15 protein-coding genes are annotated in these 19,668 nt (G+C 67.5%); 6 read left to right on the top strand and 9 right to left on the bottom strand.

The genetic code is table 11. The features are described 5' to 3' along the window. Positions 1 to 171 precede the first annotated feature (171 nt). Both ACOYR4_RS06815 and ACOYR4_RS06810 read left to right on the top strand, forming a co-directional pair. Complete coding sequence (locus ACOYR4_RS06815; protein WP_422849048.1) at positions 172 to 2,289, top strand: catalase; 2,118 nt, start codon at positions 172 to 174, stop codon at positions 2,287 to 2,289. Positions 2,290 to 2,334: 45 nt separating this feature from the next. After that, on the top strand, positions 2,335 to 2,943 hold the full coding sequence (locus ACOYR4_RS06810) for a hypothetical protein (protein ID WP_015013146.1): 609 nt from the start codon (positions 2,335 to 2,337) through the stop codon (positions 2,941 to 2,943). Positions 2,944 to 3,062: 119 nt separating this feature from the next. Here ACOYR4_RS06810 and ACOYR4_RS06805 read toward each other — a convergent pair whose 3' ends face one another. The 3 genes from ACOYR4_RS06805 to argH all read right to left on the bottom strand — a co-directional run bounded on the left by ACOYR4_RS06805 (position 3,063) and on the right by argH (position 7,221). Then, positions 3,063 to 4,520 carry a diguanylate cyclase domain-containing protein gene (locus ACOYR4_RS06805; protein WP_422849047.1) on the bottom strand — a complete coding sequence of 486 codons (1,458 nt, stop codon included), beginning with the start codon at positions 4,518 to 4,520 and terminating at the stop codon, positions 3,063 to 3,065. Between the two features lie 200 nt (positions 4,521 to 4,720). Continuing rightward, the gene (locus ACOYR4_RS06800; RefSeq protein ID WP_209817219.1) at positions 4,721 to 5,710 is read right to left on the bottom strand and encodes a Bug family tripartite tricarboxylate transporter substrate binding protein; all 990 of its coding nucleotides are present in this window, start codon (positions 5,708 to 5,710) and stop codon (positions 4,721 to 4,723) included. 41 nt (positions 5,711 to 5,751) lie between these two features. Further along, positions 5,752 to 7,221: an argininosuccinate lyase gene (gene argH, locus ACOYR4_RS06795; protein WP_422849046.1), complete on the bottom strand. Its 1,470-nt coding sequence runs from the start codon at positions 7,219 to 7,221 to the stop codon at positions 5,752 to 5,754. A gap of 52 nt (positions 7,222 to 7,273) precedes the next feature. Between argH and ACOYR4_RS06790 the strand changes: the two genes are divergently transcribed. Together ACOYR4_RS06790 and ACOYR4_RS06785 are read left to right on the top strand one after the other, a co-directional pair. Beyond that, positions 7,274 to 8,530, top strand: a complete 1,257-nt coding sequence (locus ACOYR4_RS06790; protein ID WP_422849045.1) for a sensor histidine kinase — start codon at positions 7,274 to 7,276, stop codon at positions 8,528 to 8,530. After that, complete coding sequence (locus ACOYR4_RS06785; RefSeq protein WP_015013141.1) at positions 8,511 to 9,260, top strand: LytR/AlgR family response regulator transcription factor; 750 nt, start codon at positions 8,511 to 8,513, stop codon at positions 9,258 to 9,260. The genes ACOYR4_RS06790 and ACOYR4_RS06785 overlap by 20 nt, the downstream gene beginning before the upstream one ends. Positions 9,261 to 9,360: 100 nt before the next feature. Here ACOYR4_RS06785 and arsA read toward each other — a convergent pair whose 3' ends face one another. The 3 genes from arsA to ACOYR4_RS06770 all read right to left on the bottom strand — a co-directional run bounded on the left by arsA (position 9,361) and on the right by ACOYR4_RS06770 (position 13,125). Beyond that, on the bottom strand, positions 9,361 to 11,193 hold the full coding sequence (gene arsA, locus ACOYR4_RS06780; protein ID WP_422849044.1) for an arsenical pump-driving ATPase: 1,833 nt from the start codon (positions 11,191 to 11,193) through the stop codon (positions 9,361 to 9,363). A gap of 66 nt (positions 11,194 to 11,259) precedes the next feature. After that, entirely contained in the window at positions 11,260 to 12,102 is an 843-nt protein-coding gene (locus ACOYR4_RS06775) for a ZIP family metal transporter (protein WP_060985008.1), read from the bottom strand. Positions 12,103 to 12,228: 126 nt separating this feature from the next. Next, a complete protein-coding gene (locus ACOYR4_RS06770; protein ID WP_015013138.1) occupies positions 12,229 to 13,125 on the bottom strand; it encodes a dienelactone hydrolase family protein in 897 nt (298 codons plus the stop codon). A gap of 259 nt (positions 13,126 to 13,384) precedes the next feature. Here ACOYR4_RS06770 and ACOYR4_RS06765 point away from each other — a divergent pair, with 259 nt between their 5' ends. Both ACOYR4_RS06765 and ACOYR4_RS06760 read left to right on the top strand, forming a co-directional pair. Then, positions 13,385 to 15,775 carry a PAS-domain containing protein gene (locus ACOYR4_RS06765; protein WP_422849043.1) on the top strand — a complete coding sequence of 797 codons (2,391 nt, stop codon included), beginning with the start codon at positions 13,385 to 13,387 and terminating at the stop codon, positions 15,773 to 15,775. A gap of 92 nt (positions 15,776 to 15,867) precedes the next feature. Continuing rightward, on the top strand, positions 15,868 to 16,758 hold the full coding sequence (locus tag ACOYR4_RS06760; RefSeq protein WP_422849042.1) for an NAD-dependent epimerase/dehydratase family protein: 891 nt from the start codon (positions 15,868 to 15,870) through the stop codon (positions 16,756 to 16,758). A gap of 21 nt (positions 16,759 to 16,779) precedes the next feature. On the opposite strand, the gene ACOYR4_RS06755 is transcribed toward ACOYR4_RS06760, so the two are convergent. The 3 genes from ACOYR4_RS06755 to ACOYR4_RS06745 all read right to left on the bottom strand — a co-directional run bounded on the left by ACOYR4_RS06755 (position 16,780) and on the right by ACOYR4_RS06745 (position 19,606). After that, positions 16,780 to 17,736 (bottom strand): amino acid ABC transporter substrate-binding protein, encoded by a 957-nt coding sequence (locus tag ACOYR4_RS06755; protein WP_422849041.1) that lies wholly within the window; start codon positions 17,734 to 17,736, stop codon positions 16,780 to 16,782. 155 nt (positions 17,737 to 17,891) lie between these two features. After that, positions 17,892 to 18,704: an aspartate/glutamate racemase family protein gene (locus tag ACOYR4_RS06750; RefSeq protein WP_422849040.1), complete on the bottom strand. Its 813-nt coding sequence runs from the start codon at positions 18,702 to 18,704 to the stop codon at positions 17,892 to 17,894. Positions 18,705 to 18,715: 11 nt separating this feature from the next. Further along, positions 18,716 to 19,606 carry an amino acid ABC transporter substrate-binding protein gene (locus ACOYR4_RS06745; protein ID WP_422849039.1) on the bottom strand — a complete coding sequence of 297 codons (891 nt, stop codon included), beginning with the start codon at positions 19,604 to 19,606 and terminating at the stop codon, positions 18,716 to 18,718. Positions 19,607 to 19,668 lie beyond the last annotated feature (62 nt).

Raw genomic sequence — 19,668 nt, 5'->3', positions numbered from 1 at the left:
CAAAGTGCCATGTCGCGCGGGTGTGTGTTGCAAGCACTTACGTATCGAGCGGGCCCGTGGGCATCTCCTGTGCATGACGACGTGCCGATGGGGCCATGTCCTACCCGCTGTCCCTGCTCAGCGCCCAAAGATGACGGCTTCGTTTTACCCCATGCACCCTCAGGAGCGCCCATGGCACGACCCCCTACCTCGCGCAGCGCGGCCCACAAATCGCCGTCTGCCCTGCCCTCTTCCACCCAGTCCGACAACTTTCGCGGCAATGCGGGCGAACTGCAGCAACAGGCTGGCGGCAAGCACCCGGTACTGACCACACAGCAGGGCATTCCGGTCGCCGACAACCAGAACTCGCTGCGCGCGGGGCCGCGCGGCCCGGCGCTACTGGAAGACTTCATCCTGCGCGAGAAGATCACCCACTTTGACCATGAACGCATTCCCGAGCGCATCGTGCACGCCCGGGGCACGGCGGCCCATGGCTTCTTTGAACTCACGCATTCGCTCAAAAAGTACACCACCGCCAAGGTGCTGACCGAGCTAGGGGTGCAGACCCCCGTGTTCACCCGTTTTTCCACCGTGGCCGGTGGCGCGGGCTCGGTGGACACACCGCGCGACGTACGTGGCTTTGCCGTCAAGTTCTACACGCCCGAAGGCAACTGGGACCTGGTGGGCAACAACATCCCCGTGTTCTTCATTCAGGACGCAATGAAATTCCCGGACCTGGTACACGCGGTGAAGATGGAGCCCGACCGGGGCTTTCCGCAGGCGGCCAGCGCGCACGACACCTTCTGGGACTTTGTCTCGCTGATGCCCGAGAGCATGCACATGATCATGTGGGCCATGAGCGACCGCACCATCCCGCGCAGCCTGCGCATGATGGAAGGCTTTGGCGTGCACAGCTTCCGCCTGCTGAATGCAGCGGGCGAGAGCACGTTTGTGAAGTTCCACTGGCGGCCCAAGCTGGGCATCCAGTCCACCGTGTGGGACGAGGCGGTCAAGCTGCAGTCGGCCGACAACGACTTCCACCGGCGCGACCTGTTCGAGTCCATCGAGGCGGGCGACTTCCCCGAGTGGGAGCTGTCGGTACAGCTGTTCACCGAAGAAGACGCCCAGCGCTTCCCCTTTGACCACCTGGACCCGACCAAACTCATCCCCGAAGAGCTGGTACCCCTGCAGCCCGTCGGCCGCATGGTGCTCAACCGCTGGCCCGACAACTTTTTTGCCGAGACCGAGCAGGTGGCGTTCTGCCCCGCCAATGTGCCGCCGGGCATCGACTTCAGCAACGACCCGCTGCTGCAGGGCCGCCTGTTCTCGTACCTGGACACCCAGCTGTCCCGCCTGGGCGGGCCCAACTTTGCGCAGATCCCCATCAATGCGCCCAAGTGCCCGTTCCACAACATGCAGCGCGACGGCCACATGCAGATGCAGGTGCCCAAGGGCCGCGTCAACTACGAGCCCAGCAGCCTGCAGGGCGACACGCCCCGGGCGTCGCTGGCGCAAGGCTTTCGCCATGTGGCCCAGGTCGACGACGGGGTGAAGGGCCGCGTACGCCCCGAGAGCTTTGCCGACCACTACAGCCAGGCGCGCATGTTCTACCGCAGCCAGAGCCCGCTGGAGCAGGCGCACATGGCGTCGGCGCTGGTGTTCGAGCTGTCCAAGGTGGGCACACCCCATGTGCGCGAAGCGGTGGTGGGCCATCTGCTGCATGTGGATGCTGACCTGGCCCAGCGGGTGGCCGACGGCCTGGGTCTGCAAACCCTGCCGCCCGCCCCCGCCACCACCGAGCCGGTGCAGGACCTGCCCCTGTCGCCCGCGCTGCGCATCATCGACCGCATGAAGCCCACGCTGCAGGGCCGGTGCATCGGCATTCTGGTGGCCGACGGCTCCAACGGCACCTCGGTGGCCAACCTGCGCAAGGCGCTGGAGAAGGTGGGCGCCACCGTGAAGATCGTCGCGCCCAAGGTGGGCGGCGCCGTACTGAAAGACGGCACGCTGCTGCCCGCCGACGGCCAGCTGGCGGGCACCCCGTCGGCGGTGTTTGACGCCGTGGCCTCCATCCTGTCGCCCGACATGGGCGCACAGCTGGCCAAGGAGGCGGCGGCCGTGGACTGGTTCCGCGACGCGTTCGGCCACCTCAAGGCCATTGCCGCCTGCAAGGGCACCCGGGCCATCCTGCAGGCCGGTGGCATCGAGCCCGATGCGGGCGTGGTGGACCCGGCCGATGTGCAGGGCTTCATCGCCGCCGCCCAGACCCGCCAGTGGGACCGCGAGCCCCAAGTCCGCACCCTGGCCTGACCGCATCGCCCTCTTTTTTGTTCACCCACCACCCAAGGAGTCACCATGCCCAAAAGCCACTACGACAGCCATCAACTCGACGACCTCGTCCTGCAGATGATGGAGACCGAACTCGGCGGCGAACAGGTGTACCGCACCGCCATCACCTGCGCCATCAACCCCGACCTGAAGAAGGAATGGGAAGGCTACCTGGAAGAAACGCTGGCGCACCAGAACGTGGTGCGCGGCATCTGCGATGCGCTGGGCCTGGACCCCGATGCGCAGTCGCCCACGCGGGCTGTGGTCAAGCACATTGGCACCTCCCTGGTCCAGGCGATGCAGCTGGCCAAAAAGTCGGGCACGCCAGAGGCCGCACAGCTGGTGGCCTGCGAATGTGTGGTGCATGCCGAAACCAAGGACCACGCCAACTGGGAGCTGCTGGGCCAGGTGGCCAAGGTGGCCACGGGCGATGTGGGCCACACCCTCAAGGTGGCCCACAAGGCGGTGGAAAAAGACGAGGACCACCACCTGTACCACACCAAGGGCTGGTGCCGCGAACTGGCCATTCAGGCCCTGGGCATGCCCGCCGTGCTGCCCCCGCCCGAAGAGGTCAAGAACGTGGAGACCGCCATCGGCGCATCGCGCGCCGAGCAGCAGCGCACGGCCATGCTGTAACCGGGTTGCGGGCTGAGCGGCAGCCTCGCGACAGGCTTCGCTCCTAAAAATATAGCTGCAAGCGCTTGATGCACTAGCGCTTGCAGCTATTTTTGTTGGATATCGGCAAAACCCGCCCCTCACGCCGATGGCGTGGAGGTCTCCGGCGGCGGCTCGGCAACTCCCGGGGCTTCGGCCAGTATCGCCAGCCCTTTGCCGCTGCGCTTGCTGGTGTACAGCGCCCGGTCCGCCCGGTCCATGAGCGCCGGCATCGACTCCACCGCAGGGCCCTGGAACAACGCCACCCCAATGCTCACACCGGTCAGCACGTGTTGGCCACTGTCCAGTCCGATGGGTGCCACCAGCGCTGCCAGCACCTTCTGGGCCATTTCCATGGCGGCCTCGGGGGACGCCACGGCGTTCAGCACCAGGGCAAATTCGTCGCCACCCAGGCGGGCGGCGGTGTCATTGGCGCGCGCCAGTCCGGCCAGACGCTGCGCCACACGCACCAGCACCTGGTCGCCACTGCCATGCCCCAGACTGTCGTTCACGGCCTTGAAGCCATCCAGATCCACCAGCAGCAACGCGCCAGCACGGTGGTCGCGGTAGGCCGTCAGCACCGCCTGCGACAAGCGGTCTTCAAACAGGCGCCGGTTGGGCAAGCCTGTCAGGCGGTCATGGCTGGCCAGGGCCAATACCTGCTGGTGGGCGCGCACCAGCCGCGCGCTCAACAGCCCCAGCACCAGCGCAAACGCATAGGCCAGCATCACCACCAGCACGGGTGCGCGGCCTGCCGCTCCCCAGCCGCCGGTAGGGACCGCGCCCAGAATCCAGCTGCCGCCACCCGGCAAAGGCACATCGAGCGTGGCGGGCTCCTCGTCGAACAACTGGGGGCGGCCGATGAACACCGCGCCCTGCGCGCCCATGGCGTCCAGGCCACGTGCCGCCACCTGAAAGCCCATCTGATCAGAGTTCAGGCCCACATCGGCGAACAGGGTGTCGGCATTGACGGTGAGCGACACGATGCCCCAGTAACGGGGCCCGCCCACCGGTGCGCGCCCCGGCGGATGCGCCAGAAACACCGGCGTGCGGCTGATGATGCCGAGCCCCCCTTGCACCAGCGGAATGGGGCCCGCAACGACCGTGCGGCGGGTCTGGATGGCGCGCTCCACCGCGCCACGCTGCTGCGGGTTGTCCAGGTACCGCAGGCCAATCGCCCGCTCATTGCCAACGCGCGGGTACACATCGCTGATGACGTTGTCGGGCGCCAAGGCCAGGTTGCGGATATTGCGCTGGTGCTCCAGCAGGCGGCCCACCACGGTGGCAAAGATGTCGGGCGACATGCTGCCTTGTGCGGCAATGAAGGCGGACACCGTTTCGGGCACCGACAACGTGCTCTGCAATTGCCGGTCCAGGCGGTCGCGGATCTGTAGCAGGTGGCTTTGCGCTTGCGCAGCAATCTCGGCGCGTGCCTTGGTGTGCGAGATGTCGATGACCACCCAGGCCAGCAAGGCAGCCAGTGTGCTGCTGCACACGCCCACCGCGAGGGGCAGGTACCGGTGATGGATCCAGTTCGAAGGAAGGCGGCTGGTGGGCATGAATGAGGTCCGGGGTGGGTGCCGGATGGTGCCATGGTCTGCGCAGGCCAGCCAGCACCGAATGCGCAGACGCTGAACGCGCGGATAACATCCAGGGCGATCGGGCCAAAGGCCTCACGTCGGCCCCTCAGGGGACGCACCGCCCGCGCTGCGAATCCGGGCGGGGTCAGGTGTATGACCCGCCGCCCGTTTGACGGCCCTTACTGCGCCACAAACCCGCTGGTCTTGATGATGCGCGTCCAGGCTTCGGTGTATGCCTTTTCGCGCGTGGCCAGCTGCTGGGGCGACATGTAGCCCACCGTGAGGCCCATGGCAGTCAGGTGTTCACGCACGTCGGGCTGGGCCACCACCTTGGCCAGCGCGTTCGAGAAGTCAGTGATGAACTTTTGCGGCGTGCCGGTGGGGGCGTAGATGCCGTAGTACGGCAGGTCTTCAAAGCCTTTGAGACCCATCTCGTCGAACGTGGGCACGTCGGGCATGGAGGCCTGGCGCTTGGTGCCCAGCACGCCCACCACACGCACCTTGCCAGCCTTGTGGTTTTCCATGAAGTCCTGCACCGAGGCCACGCCCGCGCTGATCTGGTTGCCCAGCATGTCGGCCATCATGGGGGCGCTGCCCCTGTAGGGTGCCGACACCAGGTCCAGCTGGTACTTTTGCCCGATCAGCTTGACCAGGAACTCTGGCGTGGACGCCGGGGCCGGAATGCCCACCGCCCCCTTGCCGCCGCCCGAGGCCTTGACCCAGCCCACGTACTCGGTGAAGGACTTGGCCGGCGTGCCGCCCGACACGGCAAATGCGTTCACAAACGTGGCAAAACCGCCCACCGCCACAAAGTCGCGCGCGGGTTCGTAGCCGGGGTTCTTCACCACCTGGGGCAGGATGGAGATGGTGTGGTCGTGCGTGAGGAACAGCGTGGTGCCATCAGGCGCCGAGGCCTTGAGGGTCTGCGCGGCAATCTGGCCGCCCGCGCCGGGGCGGTTTTCCACCACCACGGGCTGGCCCAGCTCGTCCTTGAGCTTCTCGGACAAGGTGCGCGCAATGGCGTCCGTGCCGCCGCCGGGCGGAAAGCCCACGAGCAGGCGAATGGGCTTGGCCTGCTGGGCAGACGCCAGGCCCACGGCCAGTGCGGCCCCCACAAAAGCACCTGTGCGCACAAGGCGGGACAGCAGGCTGCGGCGAGAAGTTGTCATGAAAAAGCTCCAGGGTAGAAGGTCAAGCGGCGGTGCAAGGATCAGGCCAGGCGGGCGCGGTGGCGGGCCAGCTGGGCACGCACTTGCGTTGGGGCGGTACCACCCAGCGTGTTGCGGGCGTTGAGCGAGCCGCGCAGGCTCAGGCATTCGTACACGTCCTTTTCAATGGCGGGGTGGAAGCCCTGCAGCACGTTCAGGGGCAGCTCCGACAGATCGCAGTTGTGCGAGGTTGCCGCCTTGACGGCGTGGGCCACGGTTTCGTGCGCGTCGCGGAAGGGCAGGCCCTTTTTGACTAGGTAGTCGGCCAGGTCGGTGGCGGTGGCGTAGCCCTTGAGCGCGGCCTGCTCCATGGCCTGGGCGTTGACGGTGATGCCGCCCTCTTTCTTGCCCGTGGCGGGGTTCAACTGGCCGCCGACCATCTCGGCGAAGATACGCAGCGTGTCCTTGAGCGTGTCCACGGTGTCGAACAGCGGTTCTTTGTCTTCCTGGTTGTCCTTGTTGTAGGCCAGGGGCTGGCCCTTCATCAGGGTGATCAAGCCCATGAGGTGGCCCACCACGCGGCCAGTCTTGCCGCGTGCGAGTTCAGGCACGTCGGGGTTTTTCTTCTGCGGCATGATGGACGAGCCAGTCGTAAAACGATCGGCGATCTTGATGAAGCCGAAGTTCTGGCTCATCCAGATGATGAGCTCTTCGGACAGGCGGCTTACGTGCACCATGCACAGGCTGGCGGCGGCGGTGAATTCGATGGCGAAGTCGCGGTCGCTCACGGCGTCCAGGCTGTTCTGGCAGACGCCCTCCATGCCCAGCGTGCGCGCCACGCGTTCGCGGTCCAGCGGGTAGGTGGTGCCGGCCAGGGCCGCGCTGCCCAGCGGCAGCACGTTGGTGCGGCGGCGCACGTCGGCCATGCGCTCGGCGTCGCGCTTGAACATTTCCACATAGGCCAGCATGTGGTGGCCAAAGCTCACAGGCTGCGCTACCTGCAGGTGGGTAAAGCCGGGCAGGATGACTTCCACGTTCTGTTCGGCCACGTCGACCAGCGATACCTGCAGCTCTTTTAGCAAGTCGCCGATCAGGTCAATCTCGCCGCGCAGCCACAGGCGCACGTCGGTGGCCACCTGGTCGTTGCGGCTGCGGCCGGTGTGCAGGCGCTTGCCCGCGTCGCCCACCAGCTGGGTGAGGCGGGCTTCAATGTTCAGGTGCACGTCTTCCAGGTCCAGCTTCCACTCAAAGGCGCCGGACTCGATCTCCTCTTTGATCTGCGCCATGCCACGCTGGATGGAGGCATGGTCTTCGGGGCTGATGATGCCTTGCGCGGCCAGCATTTCGGCGTGCGCCAGGCTGCCTGCAATGTCGGCCTGCCACAGGCGCTTGTCGAAGAACACGCTGGAGGTGTAGCGCTTGACCAGGTCGCTCATGGGCTCGGAAAACAGCGCCGACCAGGCCTGTGCCTTGGTGTCGAGCTGGTTGTGGGACGGCGCAGAGTCGGCGCTGGTGGCTTGGGCTTTGGACATAAGGAGGGCAATAATCCGATGGTTCAGACACCCGGACTGCCCGGATGCCGCAATGCAAAACACCCAAATTTTATCGACCCAGCCCCCGCCGCCGGATTCCGCCCTGCCACACAGGCCCGTGCGCAGCGTGCGGGCGGCTGCAGGCGCCGGCCCGGGCGGGCAGCCGCCACGCGGGCGGGCCCTGGTGTTCGATGCCTGCCAGGTCGGTGTGGTGCTGCGGGCCGTGCTGTTTGTGGAGGTGGTGGTGGGCGTGGGCGCCATGTACGGCGCCAGCAGCCCGTCCGCATGGCTGGCCAGCTTGGCGCTGCTGACCGGCGGTGCGCTGCCGGCCACACTGGTGTGGCTGGTCACGGCGTGCAGCCTCAAGACAGTGCTGCAGCGCCTGACCACCGCGCAGCAATATGCCGCCGGGGTGCTGCTGGGCGCCGTGGCCGGTGCCTATGCCTGCGCCATGCTGGCGCTGGTGGGCCTGTCGGCATCGCCCCCCTGGCTGGCCAGCGCTGCCACCGGCGCATTGCTGGCAGCCATGCTGGTGGCCGCGCTGGTGCTGCGCGCCCGGGGCCGCACCCCAGCCGCCACCACGGCGCGCCTGACGGAGCTGCAGTCGCGCATTCGCCCGCATTTTTTGTTCAACACGCTCAACAGCGCCATTGCGCTGGTGCGTGAGGAGCCGGCCAAGGCCGAGTCGCTGCTTGAAGACCTGTCGGACCTGTTCCGCGTGGCCCTCATCGAGCAGGGCGAATCCACAACGCTGGCTGAGGAGATCACCCTGGCGCGGCGCTACCTGGGCATTGAGCAGGTGCGCTTTGGCAACCGCCTGCAAGTGCAGTGGAACCTGGACCCGCGCACCGACAGCGCGCGCCTGCCCCCACTGCTGCTGCAGCCGCTGGTGGAAAACGCCGTCAAGCACGGCGTGGAGCCCAGCGCCCGGGGCGGCAAGCTGCGCGTGCTGACCGAGCTGCGCGGCAACCGCGTGGTGGTGCGCATCACCAACACCCTGCCCCCCAAAGAGGGCAAACCCGGCAGGCACGACGAGCCCAGCACACGGGGGCACGGCATCGCACTGGCCAACGTGCGCGCGCGGCTGGCCTTGCTGCACGACGTGCAGGGCGAGTTCACCGCCGGTGTGCAGGACGGGCTGTACCAGGTACGCATCACACTGCCCGCTGCCGACCCCACGCCCCAGCCCACCTCCCGCCAGCGCAAGGCCCCACGCGGGCGTGGCGACCCACGCGGCAGCTCCCGCCGTGGCGTGGTCGCGCCCACCGAACCTACCCCCTCCAAACCCCATGAACATCCTGATCGTTGACGACGAAGCCCTGGCGCGCAGCCGCTTGCGCACCCTGCTGTCCGACTGCTCGGATATCCAGCGCTGCACGGTGGCCGAGGCCTCCAACGCCGCCGAGACCATGGCGCTGCTGGGCCCCACCGGGGGGCGTGCGTATGACCTGGTGCTGCTGGACATCCACATGCCGGGGCAGGACGGCCTGGCGCTGGCGCATGCGCTGCAGGCCCTGCCCCAGCCGCCGGCTGTGGTGTTTGTGACGGCCCATGCGGACCACGCGGTGAGCGCGTTCGAGCTGGACGCCGTGGACTACCTCACCAAACCCGTGCGCCGCGAGCGCTTGCAGCAGGCCCTGGCCAAGGTGCAGCGCACCAGCCGCCCTGCAGGGCCCAGCGCCGTGCCCAGCCTGCCCGAGGGCGAAACCTTGCTGATCCAGGACCGGGGCCGCACCGAACGCCTGCCCCTGGCCGAGGTGCTGTACTTCAAGGCCGAGCAGAAGTACGTGACCGTGCGCACCACCACCCGCAGCTACATCATGGACGGATCGCTGAGCGAGCTGGAAACCAAGTTCGCGCCGCGCTTTCTGCGCATCCACCGCAATGCCCTGGTGGCGCGCCGCGCCGTGCGCGCGCTGGAAAAGCACTACGACCCTGAAGAGGGCGAAGGCTGGGCGGTGCGGCTGCAGGGGTCGACCGAACTGCTGGCGGTGTCGCGGCGGCAGGTGGCGGCCGTGCGCGAGGAACTGGCGCGCTAGCCGCGGGGCTGCACAGGCCTGTGGAAGCCTTGGAACACCACTACGGATATTTTTGAGCCATTTTGGCCGCTAGCGCTAGTTCCATATACCCAAGCAGCTATCAATGAGATAGCAAATTCCCTGCAACGGCAGAAGGCGCAGCCACCAGCTGCTCTAACGCCTCCACCCCCACCGGCGGTGTCGCCAGCCAGGGCAGCACGTAGGTGCGCTGCGCCAAGCCGCTGGCAATGCGCGCGGCCTGCTGCTGCTCGCCCACCAGTCGGGCCTGTAGCAGCGGGTCGCTGGTACCCGTGGCCGCCACGCTTTTGTTGATGACCCAGGCCCAGGGCTCGATGCGGGCGCGGCGCAGGTCGTCCTGCAGCGCGGCGGCCTGGCTCACGGGCGTGACCTCGGGCAGCGTGACGATGACCACGTGGGTCATGTCGGCGTCCTGCAGGCGCATCAGCGGCGTGATGATGTGTTTGGCGTTGGCGCTGCCTTCGTACTGCTGCGTCATCTGCCGGTGGTAAGCGCCGGTGGCGTCCATCAGCAGCAGGCTGTGGCCAGTGGGCGCCGTGTCCAGCACCACAAAGGCGCTGCGGGCCTCGTTCACCACTCGGCTGAACGCGTGGAACACGGCCACCTCTTCGGTGCAGGGTGACTGCAGGTCTTCCAGCAGCAGGGCGCGGCCCGCGTTGTCCAGCGCCTTGCCGCGCGTGGCCATGATCTTGTTGATGTAGGCCTGGGTTTCAGCGCGCGGGTCGATGCGCCCCACTTTCAGCCCCGGCAGGCTGCCGTCGAGCTGGCTCTGCACATGGGCCGCCGGGTCGGTGGTGGTGAGGTGCACGCTGTGCCCACGCTGCACCAGCCCCACGGCCAGCGCGGCGGCAATGGTGGTTTTGCCCACGCCGCCCTTGCCCATCACCATGATCAGGCCGTGACCCTTGGCGGCCAGCGCGTCGGCCAGGGCTGCGAGCGGCTCGGCCTGCAAGGGCGCTGCGCCTGTGGCGCTGTGCGGACTGGAAGGCACGTCGCCGCCGCCCAGCAAGGCCCGCAGCGCGGGCAGGCCCACCGTGTCAAAGGCGCGCAGCGGCACCTCGTCGCGCGGCAGTTGCGCCAGGGCGTCTGGCATCTGGTCCAGGGCCTGGCGGCCCAAGGCCTCGATGGCGTCGGCCACCGCATCCTGCCCCGGCTGGCTGGCATGGAACACGCCGTTGATGGCCAGGCGCTGGTTGGCCAGGCCCAGGGCGCGCAGCTCCAGCGCGGTGCGCGCGGCCTCTTGCATGGGGCGGGGGTCGGGGCGGGTGACCAGCACCACGGTGGTCAGTGACGGGTCGCTCAGTGCGGCCAGGGCAGCGTTGAAGCGCGCCTCCTGCATCTTGAGGCCCGAGTGCGGGCCCAGACACGACGCCCCCCGGTCGTTGCCCGCCAAAAACCCGGTCCAGGCCTTGGGCAGGCTCAGCAGGCGCAGGGTGTGGCCGGTGGGTGCGGTGTCGAACACCACATGGTCGAACCGGTGGCCCACCGCGTCGCCCTCGCTGGCCAGCAAGGCCGCAAATTCGTCGAACGCCGCAATCTCGGTGGTGCAGGCACCCGAAAGCTGCTCGCGCACGGTGGCGCGCTCTTCGCTGGTGGCCGTGGCCTCCAGCTGCGCCAGCACGCGCTGGCGGTAGGCTTCGGCCGCCGTGTCGGGGTCGATATTGAGCATGTGCAGCCCCGGCACGCCGGGCACGGCCACGGGCTGGTTGGACAGCGGCACGCCCAACATTTCATCCAGATTGGAGGCTGCATCGGTGCTGACCAGCAGTACCTGCCGCCCGGCATCCGCCAGGGCAATGGCCGTGGCGGTGGACAGCGAGGTTTTGCCCACCCCTCCCTTGCCGGTGAAGAACAGAAAACGCGTGGGCTGGGCGAGCAGGCCCAGGGAGACGGTGCTGGCGTGTGGAGCAGTCATGCGTCCAGCATGGCATAACCGCCTGGTACGGCCTTGAGCAAAGTCAAGGCCTCAACTCCCTGCGCATCAATGCGCGTGCGCCGCCCCGCTCACCAACGTCACGATCACCATGCCCGCGATCAGCCAGGCAATCTGCGCAATGGTCTCCCTGGCCGTAAGGCGCTTTTGCAGCTGGGGGATCAAATCGGCCAGCGCCACGTACACAAAGCTGCTCGATGCCACGGCCAGGAAGTAGGGCAAAAAGTCTTGCAGCTGGCCCACCAGAAAGTAGCCCACCACGCCGCCCAGCGCCGTCACGGCGCCTGCCAGCGACACCTTGACCAGCGCCATGCGGCGGTTGGGGCTGGTTTGGCGCAGCACCACCAGGTCGCCCATGTGGTGCGGCACCTCGTGCGCCAGCACCGACACAGCGGCGATCACGCCCAGGCGGATGTCAGCCATGAAGGCGGAGGCGATCAGGATGCCGTCGCCAAAACAATGCACGCTGTCGCCCGTCAGCACCGCCCAGCCGCCCGAACGGGGGCCGTGGTGATGGTGGTGGGCATGGCCATGGCTGTGGTCATGCGCGTGGCCGTGGTCGTGCGGGGCGTGACTGTGTGCAGCGGTCTCCGCATGGCTGTGCTCGTGCCCGTGGTGCCACAGCTCGGCCTTGTCGAGCAGGAAGAAGAACACCACCCCCACCAGCAGGGTGGCAAACAGGTCGTGGGCGCCGGCCTGGCTCTCGAACGCCTCGGGCAGCAGGTGCATGAAGGCCGTGGCCAGCAGGGCGCCCGCCGCCAGGCTCAGCAGGTGCTGCGGGCCCACGCTATCGCCCCGCCCGCCCAGACCCAGCCGCATGAGCAAGGCGGCCAGCCACACGCTGCCGATACCAGCGGCCAGGGTGGCCAGAATGATTGCTACCAATGTCATAGCTTGTTGCGCTTTATCTGTATGCCTTAAAACCTGTTCAAGCTCTGCACGCCCGATGCAAGATGAAAAAAGCCGCCCCGGGTGTGGGGCGGCTGTGGGTGGCCTGGTGGGCCGGGGGTTTGTGCATCAAACCACACCGTGCGTCTTGAACCAGGCCAGCGCACGCTTCCAGCCGTCTTCGGCCGCTTCCTTGCGGTAGCTGGCGCGGTAGTCGGCATGGAAGGCATGCGGTGCATCGGGGTACACCACAAATTCCGACGCCTTGGCCTGTGGCGAGCCGCTGGACAAGGCCGCTTTCATCTTATCAACCGTGTCAAGGGGGATGCCGGTGTCTTTTTCACCATACAGGCCAAGCACCGGCGCCTTGAGGATAGGCGCCAGGTCCACGGGGTGCTTGGGGGTGAGTTCGCTGGCCTGGCCCACCAGCCGTCCGTACCACGCCACGCCAGCCTTGACGGGGCCGTGGGCGGCATACAGCCAGGTGATGCGGCCGCCCCAGCAAAAGCCGGTGATCCCCACGCGGGCGCCATCGCCCCCGTTGGCGGTGGCCCAGGCCACGGCGCCATCCAGGTCGGCCATCACCTGGGCATCGGGCACCTTGGACACCACTTCGGCCATCAGCTTGGCGATATCGGTGTAGGCCGAGGCGTCGCCCTGGCGCGCGTACAGCTGGGGCGCAATGGCCAGGTAACCCGCCTTGGCAAAACGGCGACAGGTGTCGGCGATGTACTCGTGCACACCAAAAATCTCCTGGATCACCAGCACCACGGGCAGGCCGGTCTTGCCTGCGGGCGCCGCGCGGTAGGCGGGTACCTTGAAACCGTTGACCGTGAAGCTCACCTCCCCCACCGTCAGACCGTCTGCCGGCGTGGCAATGGCCGTCTGCGCCATGATGGGTGCGGCTGCGGCCGCATAACCCAGGCCCAGCGCCGCCTGCAGCGCAGTGCGGCGCGTGGCGCCCGCTTCGGTGGTGCGGCCGGGCAACAGCGCCTGGGCGTCGGCATGGAGGTCGTCATTGAACATCGGGTTTCTCCAAAAGAAGGGATGGGCGAGGGGTATGAAGTGCCAGCCCCGGAGTCTATGGGGTTTGCACCGCCTCCGCATTTTCGGATACCGGAAAACGGGGAGCGCTGCTAGACTTTCTGCGAGCACCGTCGTCAGGGGCCTGCGTCCACGGACTGCCGCCACTCAAACGTCTGCTCGCCCGCCCCTTTGTTGTCGATTTTTTCTCACCCCCACCCGCCCGACCACTTTCCGCAGTCCATCGCAACGACCCCAGCGCATGCCCCCTCACCCCACCCCCCTCCCCCTGCGCGGACAGCTGCTGGTCCGGCTGGTGGCCGGGATTTGCGGCGCCGGGGGCCTGGGGCTGCTGACCTGGGCCCTGGCCCGCCAGAGCATGGACCCCGCCATGCGCCTGGCCAGCGTGGGCGCCGGGCTGGGGCTGGTGGCCAGCGCGGTGCTGTGCTGGTGGCTCAGCCTGCGGCTGGTGGCCCTGCATGCCACCGCCAGCGCCGCCCAGGACGCCGCGCAGCGGGCCACCAACCAGCTCTGCGCCACGCTCGACATCCTGCCTGATGGCCTGGCCATCTACGACGCCGACGACCGCCTGGTGCTGTGCAATCCCCGGTACCGGGAAGTCAGCCCCGGCACCACCATGGCCGTCGAGTACGGCACCCGCTTTGAAGATGTGCTGCGCCGGGCGGCCGAGTCCGGCCACATCGTGGCCGCACGGCAGGACACCAACGCCTGGCTGGCCGACCGCATGGCCCGCCATCGCTCGCCCGGCCAGCCCGAGGTGCAGGAGGTCGAGGGCGACCGCTGGATGCTCATCACCGAGCGCCTGCAAGACGAGGGCGGCATGGTGGTACTGCGCGCCGACATCACGGACGCGGTGCACAAGGAGCGCGCACTCAAGCAGGCCCTGCATGACGCCGAACGAGCCGAACGCAGCCTGCGCGAAGCCGTCAATGCCATGCCCGCCGGGCTGGACATCTACGACGAACAAGACCGGCTGGTGCTGTGCAATGACCAGATGGCCCGCCTGCGTCCGCACCTGCCCGTGGCGGAGTCCCTGGGCAAGACCTACGAAGAACTGCTGCGCGAAGGCCTGCGCCACGGCATCCCCGAAGAAGCCAAGGGCCAGGAAGAACTTTGGCTGGCCCACGAGCTGGCCATCCGAGGCCACCGGCCTGGCCCCGAGGTGCGCCACTACCCCAACGGCACGTGGATGCACATGCACGAATGCCGCACCCCATCCGGCATGACGGTGTGCGTGCGCCTGGACATCAGCGACCTGATCGAACAGCGCCAGAAGGTCGAGGCCGCCCGCCAGGAAAGCCAGCGCATGCGCCAGCTGCTGGAGCGCGCGGTGGAGGCACTGCCCGTGGGCATCGAGATCTTCGACGAGCAGGACCGGCTGGTGCTCTACAACCAGCAGCTGTCCCGCATGTACCCCTACATCGACTATGCCGAGCACCTGGGCAAGGGGTTTGTGGACATCCTGCGCTATTCGGTCTCGCGGGGCCTGATCCCGTCGGCCAAGGGACGCGAAGAGGCCTGGATCGCAGAGCGCCTGTCGGAGCATGGCAGCAGCACGTCCACCCTGGTGCAGCGCCTGAGCGACGGCCGCTGGATCAACATCTACGAAACCCGCACGCCCGAGAACTATGTAGTGGCCGTGCGGCTGGATATCACCAACCTCATCGAGCAACGCCAGGCCCTGGAGGCCGCCCAACAGGCCGCGCAGCAGGCGCGCCAGCTGCTGCAGGACGCCGTGGAGTCGCTGCCCGAAGGGTTTGCCCTGTTCGATGCGGAGGACAAGCTCGTGGTGTGCAACGCCCAATACCGGCGCCTGTACCCCATCTCGGCCCCCATGATCGTGCCCGGCAGCACGTTTGAGCAGATCGCGCGCTACGGCGCGGAGCGCGGCCAGTACCCCGACGCCGTTGGCAACGAAGAAGCCTGGCTCGCCCAGCGCATGGCCGACCACCGTGCGGCCAACCATGCCGTGCTGCAGCGCCTGCCCGAGGGCCGCTGGCTGCAGGCCGACGAGCGGCGTACCCCCCAGGGCGGCATCGCCGGTGTGCGCACCGACGTGACCCAACTGGTGCGCAAGGAACAGGAACTGGCCGCCGCCAACGCCAAGCTGGCCCTCCTGTCCACCACCGACGGCGTGACGGGCATTGGCAACCGCCGGCGCTTTGACGAGCGGCTGGCCACCGAATGGATGCGCTGCGGGCGGCACCAGCTGCCGCTGGCCGTGATCCTGATCGACATCGACCACTTCAAGCTCTACAACGACCACTACGGCCATCTGGCCGGTGACGAATGCCTGCGCCGCGTGGCGCAGCTACTGCAGGGCACCATCCGCCGGGCCGACGAGGTGGCCGCGCGCTACGGCGGCGAGGAGTTCGTGCTGCTGCTGCCCGATGTGCCCCTGCCAGAGGCCGTGACGGTGGCAGAGCGCTGCATGGCCAGCCTGCGCGAGGCGGCCCTGGCCCACCCCCGCTCTCCCACGGCGCCCTACATCACGGCGAGCATGGGCATTGCCAGCCTGGTGCCACGCCCCGGCACCAGTTCTGACACACTCGTGCACGCGGCCGATGCGGCCCTGTACCGCGCCAAGTACGGGGGGCGCAACCGCTTCGAGGTCTTCACGCCTCCGCAGTGACCGTGTTGCCTGCGGGGTAGCGACGGCCTGAGCAGGTCCGCGCCGGGCCCTCGGTTTTTTGCGCGCTTCACCTTCTTCGCAGGACAACGCTGATGAACATTTTGCTCACCGGCTCCACGGGTTTTGTGGGCCGCACCGTGGCTGCCGCACTCACCCGGGCAGGACACCAAGTGCACGGCGGCATATCGCCCCGCCACCGGTCACCCGGCGCCTTGCAGGTGCCCATGAACTTTGCGCGGGACACCTCGGCCCAGGCCTGGCTGCCGCGCCTGGCGGGTATCGATGCGGTGGTCAACGCCGTGGGGGTGCTGCGCGACAGCCGTGCGCGCCCGATTGATGCCGTGCACCAGCACACGCCGGTCGCGCTGTTTGACGCCTGCGCCAAGGCGGGCGTACGGCGGGTTGTGCACGTCTCGGCACTGGGCATTGAAGGCAGCGCCACCCGCTACGCCACCACCAAACGCGCAGCAGACACGCACCTGCTGGCGCTGGCCCAACAAGGTGCATTGCACCCCGCCATCCTGCGCCCCAGTGTGGTGTTTGGCAAAGGCGGTGACAGCAGCGCGCTATTCATGAACTTGGCGCGCCTGCCGGTGGCACTGTTCCCCGGCCCCATGCTCACGGCGCGGGTGCAGCCCGTGTCGGTGCACGACCTGGCCGCCGCCATCGTTGCCCTGCTGGGCCCTGCCATCGCCACGCAGGGCATCGTCGAATGCGCTGGCCCCGAGGCCCTGACCATGGGCGACTTCATTGCCAGCCTGCGCCAGCAACTGGGCCATGGCAAGGCGCATGTACTGCGTCTGCCCGACCCGCTCACCCAGTTGAGTGCCCGCCTGGGCGACGCCGTGCCCAGCGTGCCCTGGTGCACCGAAACCCTGACCATGCTGGGCAGCGACAACGTGGGCAACCCTGCGGTGTTCGAGCAGCTGTTGGGCCGCAAGGCGGTGCACTACAGCCAGTTGGTGGCGACCGCCTGGCGGTGACGCGCACAGCCTGAGCCCTTGTCACTGGGGCACGTAGTCCGACGGATACCGCAGCGAATCCACCAGCAGGTGCGACATGCGCATGCCCAGGTTGATGCCGTGGGGTGGAATGGGCTGGGTGAACCACTTGTCGTACAGGCGGTGCAGCTCCCGCGTCTGGATGAGCCGCCGCAGCTCGGCGTCGACCTCGGCCTTGAGTGCCAGGTCGCTGCGGTCAAACGCCACGGCATAGGGCTCGATGGTCATGGGCTTGCCAATCACCTTCAGGTCTTGTGGTCGCGCATGGCTGGCACGCAGGCCGTAGAGCAGCACATCGTCCATCGCGAAGCCGTCCACCTTGCCATCCACCACCCAGCCAAAGCCCTCGGCATGGTCCCGGGCGGGCTCGATGCGCAGGCGCACCGATTTGTTGGCGGCCTCGCGCGCCAGCGAATCGATGTTGGTGGTGCCCACCGTCGAGGCCACGGTCTTGCCGTCCAGGTCTTCAATGCGCTCGTAGGGGCGCTGGCTCTGCACCACGATGCGCGACGACGCAATGAAGTGCGCAATGGTGAAGGCCACCCGCTGCCTGCGCGCGGCCGTGTTGGTGGTGGAGCCGCATTCCAGGTCCACCTCGCCGCGCTCGATGGCCTCAAAGCGGTTGCCCGACGTGACCTGCCGGTAGTCCACCCGCAAATCCCGCCGCTGCAGATGGCGCCCGATGGCCTGCGCAATCTGCAGGCACACATCCACGCTGTAGCCCATGGGCACCCCGTTGGCCACGTAAGACATGGGCAAAGAGGACTCGCGGTGGCCGATGACCACCACCCCGGAGGCCTGGATGCGCTGCAGCGTCCTGCCCGGCGGCTGGGCAGAGAGCGCAGCGACGGTGGCAGACGCGCCTGCCTTGGGCAGTAACGATGGGCTAGCTGCCGCACCACTGCTCTGCGCCATGGCGCCCGCCATGGGCCCCATGGCACAGGCGATCAGGGCACACACCAGTCCCCGTCTCGGTAGGGTTGCTCCAAAGCCCATGGCGTACCTCTAATCAATCTGGATAACTGCCGCCGTCGAAGTGGCCTTTGTTTGCCCTTTGCATCAGACCCGGCAGGCGCGGCGGCGCTACCGGTCTGCAGCGCAACGGCGCGAGGCCGCTACACCAACGCTCGTGGGGTGGAGGACGCAGCGGTGGGTGACACTCCCGCGCCCATGGACCCGTACGCATGCCGCGCCAAGGCGGCCGCCAGCACCAGAGACGGGTTGACCAGCGTCAGCCCCTCCAGCCGGGAATGCTCCGACAGTGCCAGCGGAATCTCGGTGCAACCCATGATGAGCGTGGAGATCCCATAGCGCTGTTGCAACACCAGCGACACCGCCTCAAACCGCTGGCGGGCCAGTGCGTAGTTGCCGGCCTTCACGCCGTCATAGATGCCCTGCATCAGCTGATCACGTTCGCGCGGTTCGGGCACAAAGCAGTCGATGTCGCGGTGCTCCAGTTCGCGCTGGTACAAGCCCGCCTCGTACGCGCCTTGTGTGGCGAGCAGGCCCACGCCGTGCACCTTGCGCAGCGCCAGGTCGGCAGCCACTTCTTGCACCCCATGCAGCACTACCAGCTGCGGGAAGCGCTGCTGCAGCAGACCATGCCAGGCATGGGCCGTGTTGCAGGCAATGGCCACCACGCGCGCGCCCAGCGCCGCCAGGCGGCCCGTGGCCTGCAGCATCGGGTCCGCAGGCTGGTGTGCGCCGGGCCGCGTGTCGTGCAGGGCGGCAGTGCGGTCGGGGATGGGCACCTGCGCCAGCCAATGTTCAGGGTAAGCCTGGTCGTGCACGGGGATGCCCAGCGCCGCCATGCGGTCGGTGCAGGCCTGCACGAACAGGCGCACAAAGTCGGCCCCTGCAGCAGGCCCCATGCCGCCCAGAATGCCCACCACCTGCGGTGCCTGGAGCTGCGGGGGGGACGGCAACATGCTCACGCTCATCACAGCGCAGGCTTGTCGCTCTGGGCCACCAGGTTGTCGCGCAGTTCCTTGCTCATGGGCAGGTTGAGGTTCTGGCCGCGCGGGGGCACGGGCGACATGAACCACTTGGCGTAGAGCTTTTCGAACTCGCCCGACTTCATCATCCCGCCGATCACGCCGTTGACCAGCGCCTGGAACTGCGGGTCGTCCTTGCGCAGCATGCACGCATAGGGCTCCACCTGCAGCGAGTCGCCCACCACCACCCAGTCGGCCGGGTTGCGCGTGTTGCCCATCAATCCAAACAGCAGGATGTCGTCCATGGCAAAGGCCTCTGCACGGCCGGTGTCCACCAGCAGCAGCGAGTCCTCGTGGTCCTTGCCCAGCACGATGTCCATGTCCAGGTTGTTATCACGGTTGTACTTGCGGATCACCTGCGCGTTGGTGGTGCCCGAGGTGCTGGCCACTTTTTTCTTGGCGAGGTCGGCGTAGTTCTTGACGCCCGAGGCCTTCTTGGTCAGCAGCCGGGTGCCGGTGTAGAAATAGTTGATGGCAAATTGCACATCCTTGCCACGCGCCGTGTTGTTGGTGGTCGATCCACACTCCAGGTCCACGGTGCCGTTGGTCAGCAGCGGAATGCGGTTTTGCGAAGTCACGGCCTGCAGCTCCACCTTGATGGCGGGGTTATTCAGGCGCTTCTTCACCGCATCGACGACAGCGTTGGAGATGTCCACCGACATGCCCACCGGGTTGCCCGGGCCCGCCAGATAGCTGAAGGGCACGGACGACTCGCGGTAGGCCAGTGTGATCTTGCCGGTGTCGGCAATCTTCTTGAGGGTGTCGGCACTGGCCACGGTACTGGCCAGCACACCGGCGACCACGAGGACAGCAGCGGTGATAGCGGAGAGCTTCATGGGAATCCCTTTGCAAAAAATCAGGTGAACAGACAGTCGGACAGACGAGAAAACAGGACGCA

This window comes from Acidovorax sp. M14, from assembly GCF_049331375.1.
Classification (GTDB): Bacteria; Pseudomonadota; Gammaproteobacteria; order Burkholderiales; family Burkholderiaceae_C; genus Acidovorax.
The sequence above is the reverse complement of the archived record's forward strand: the minus strand, read 5'-3'. Positions and strand labels throughout refer to the sequence as shown.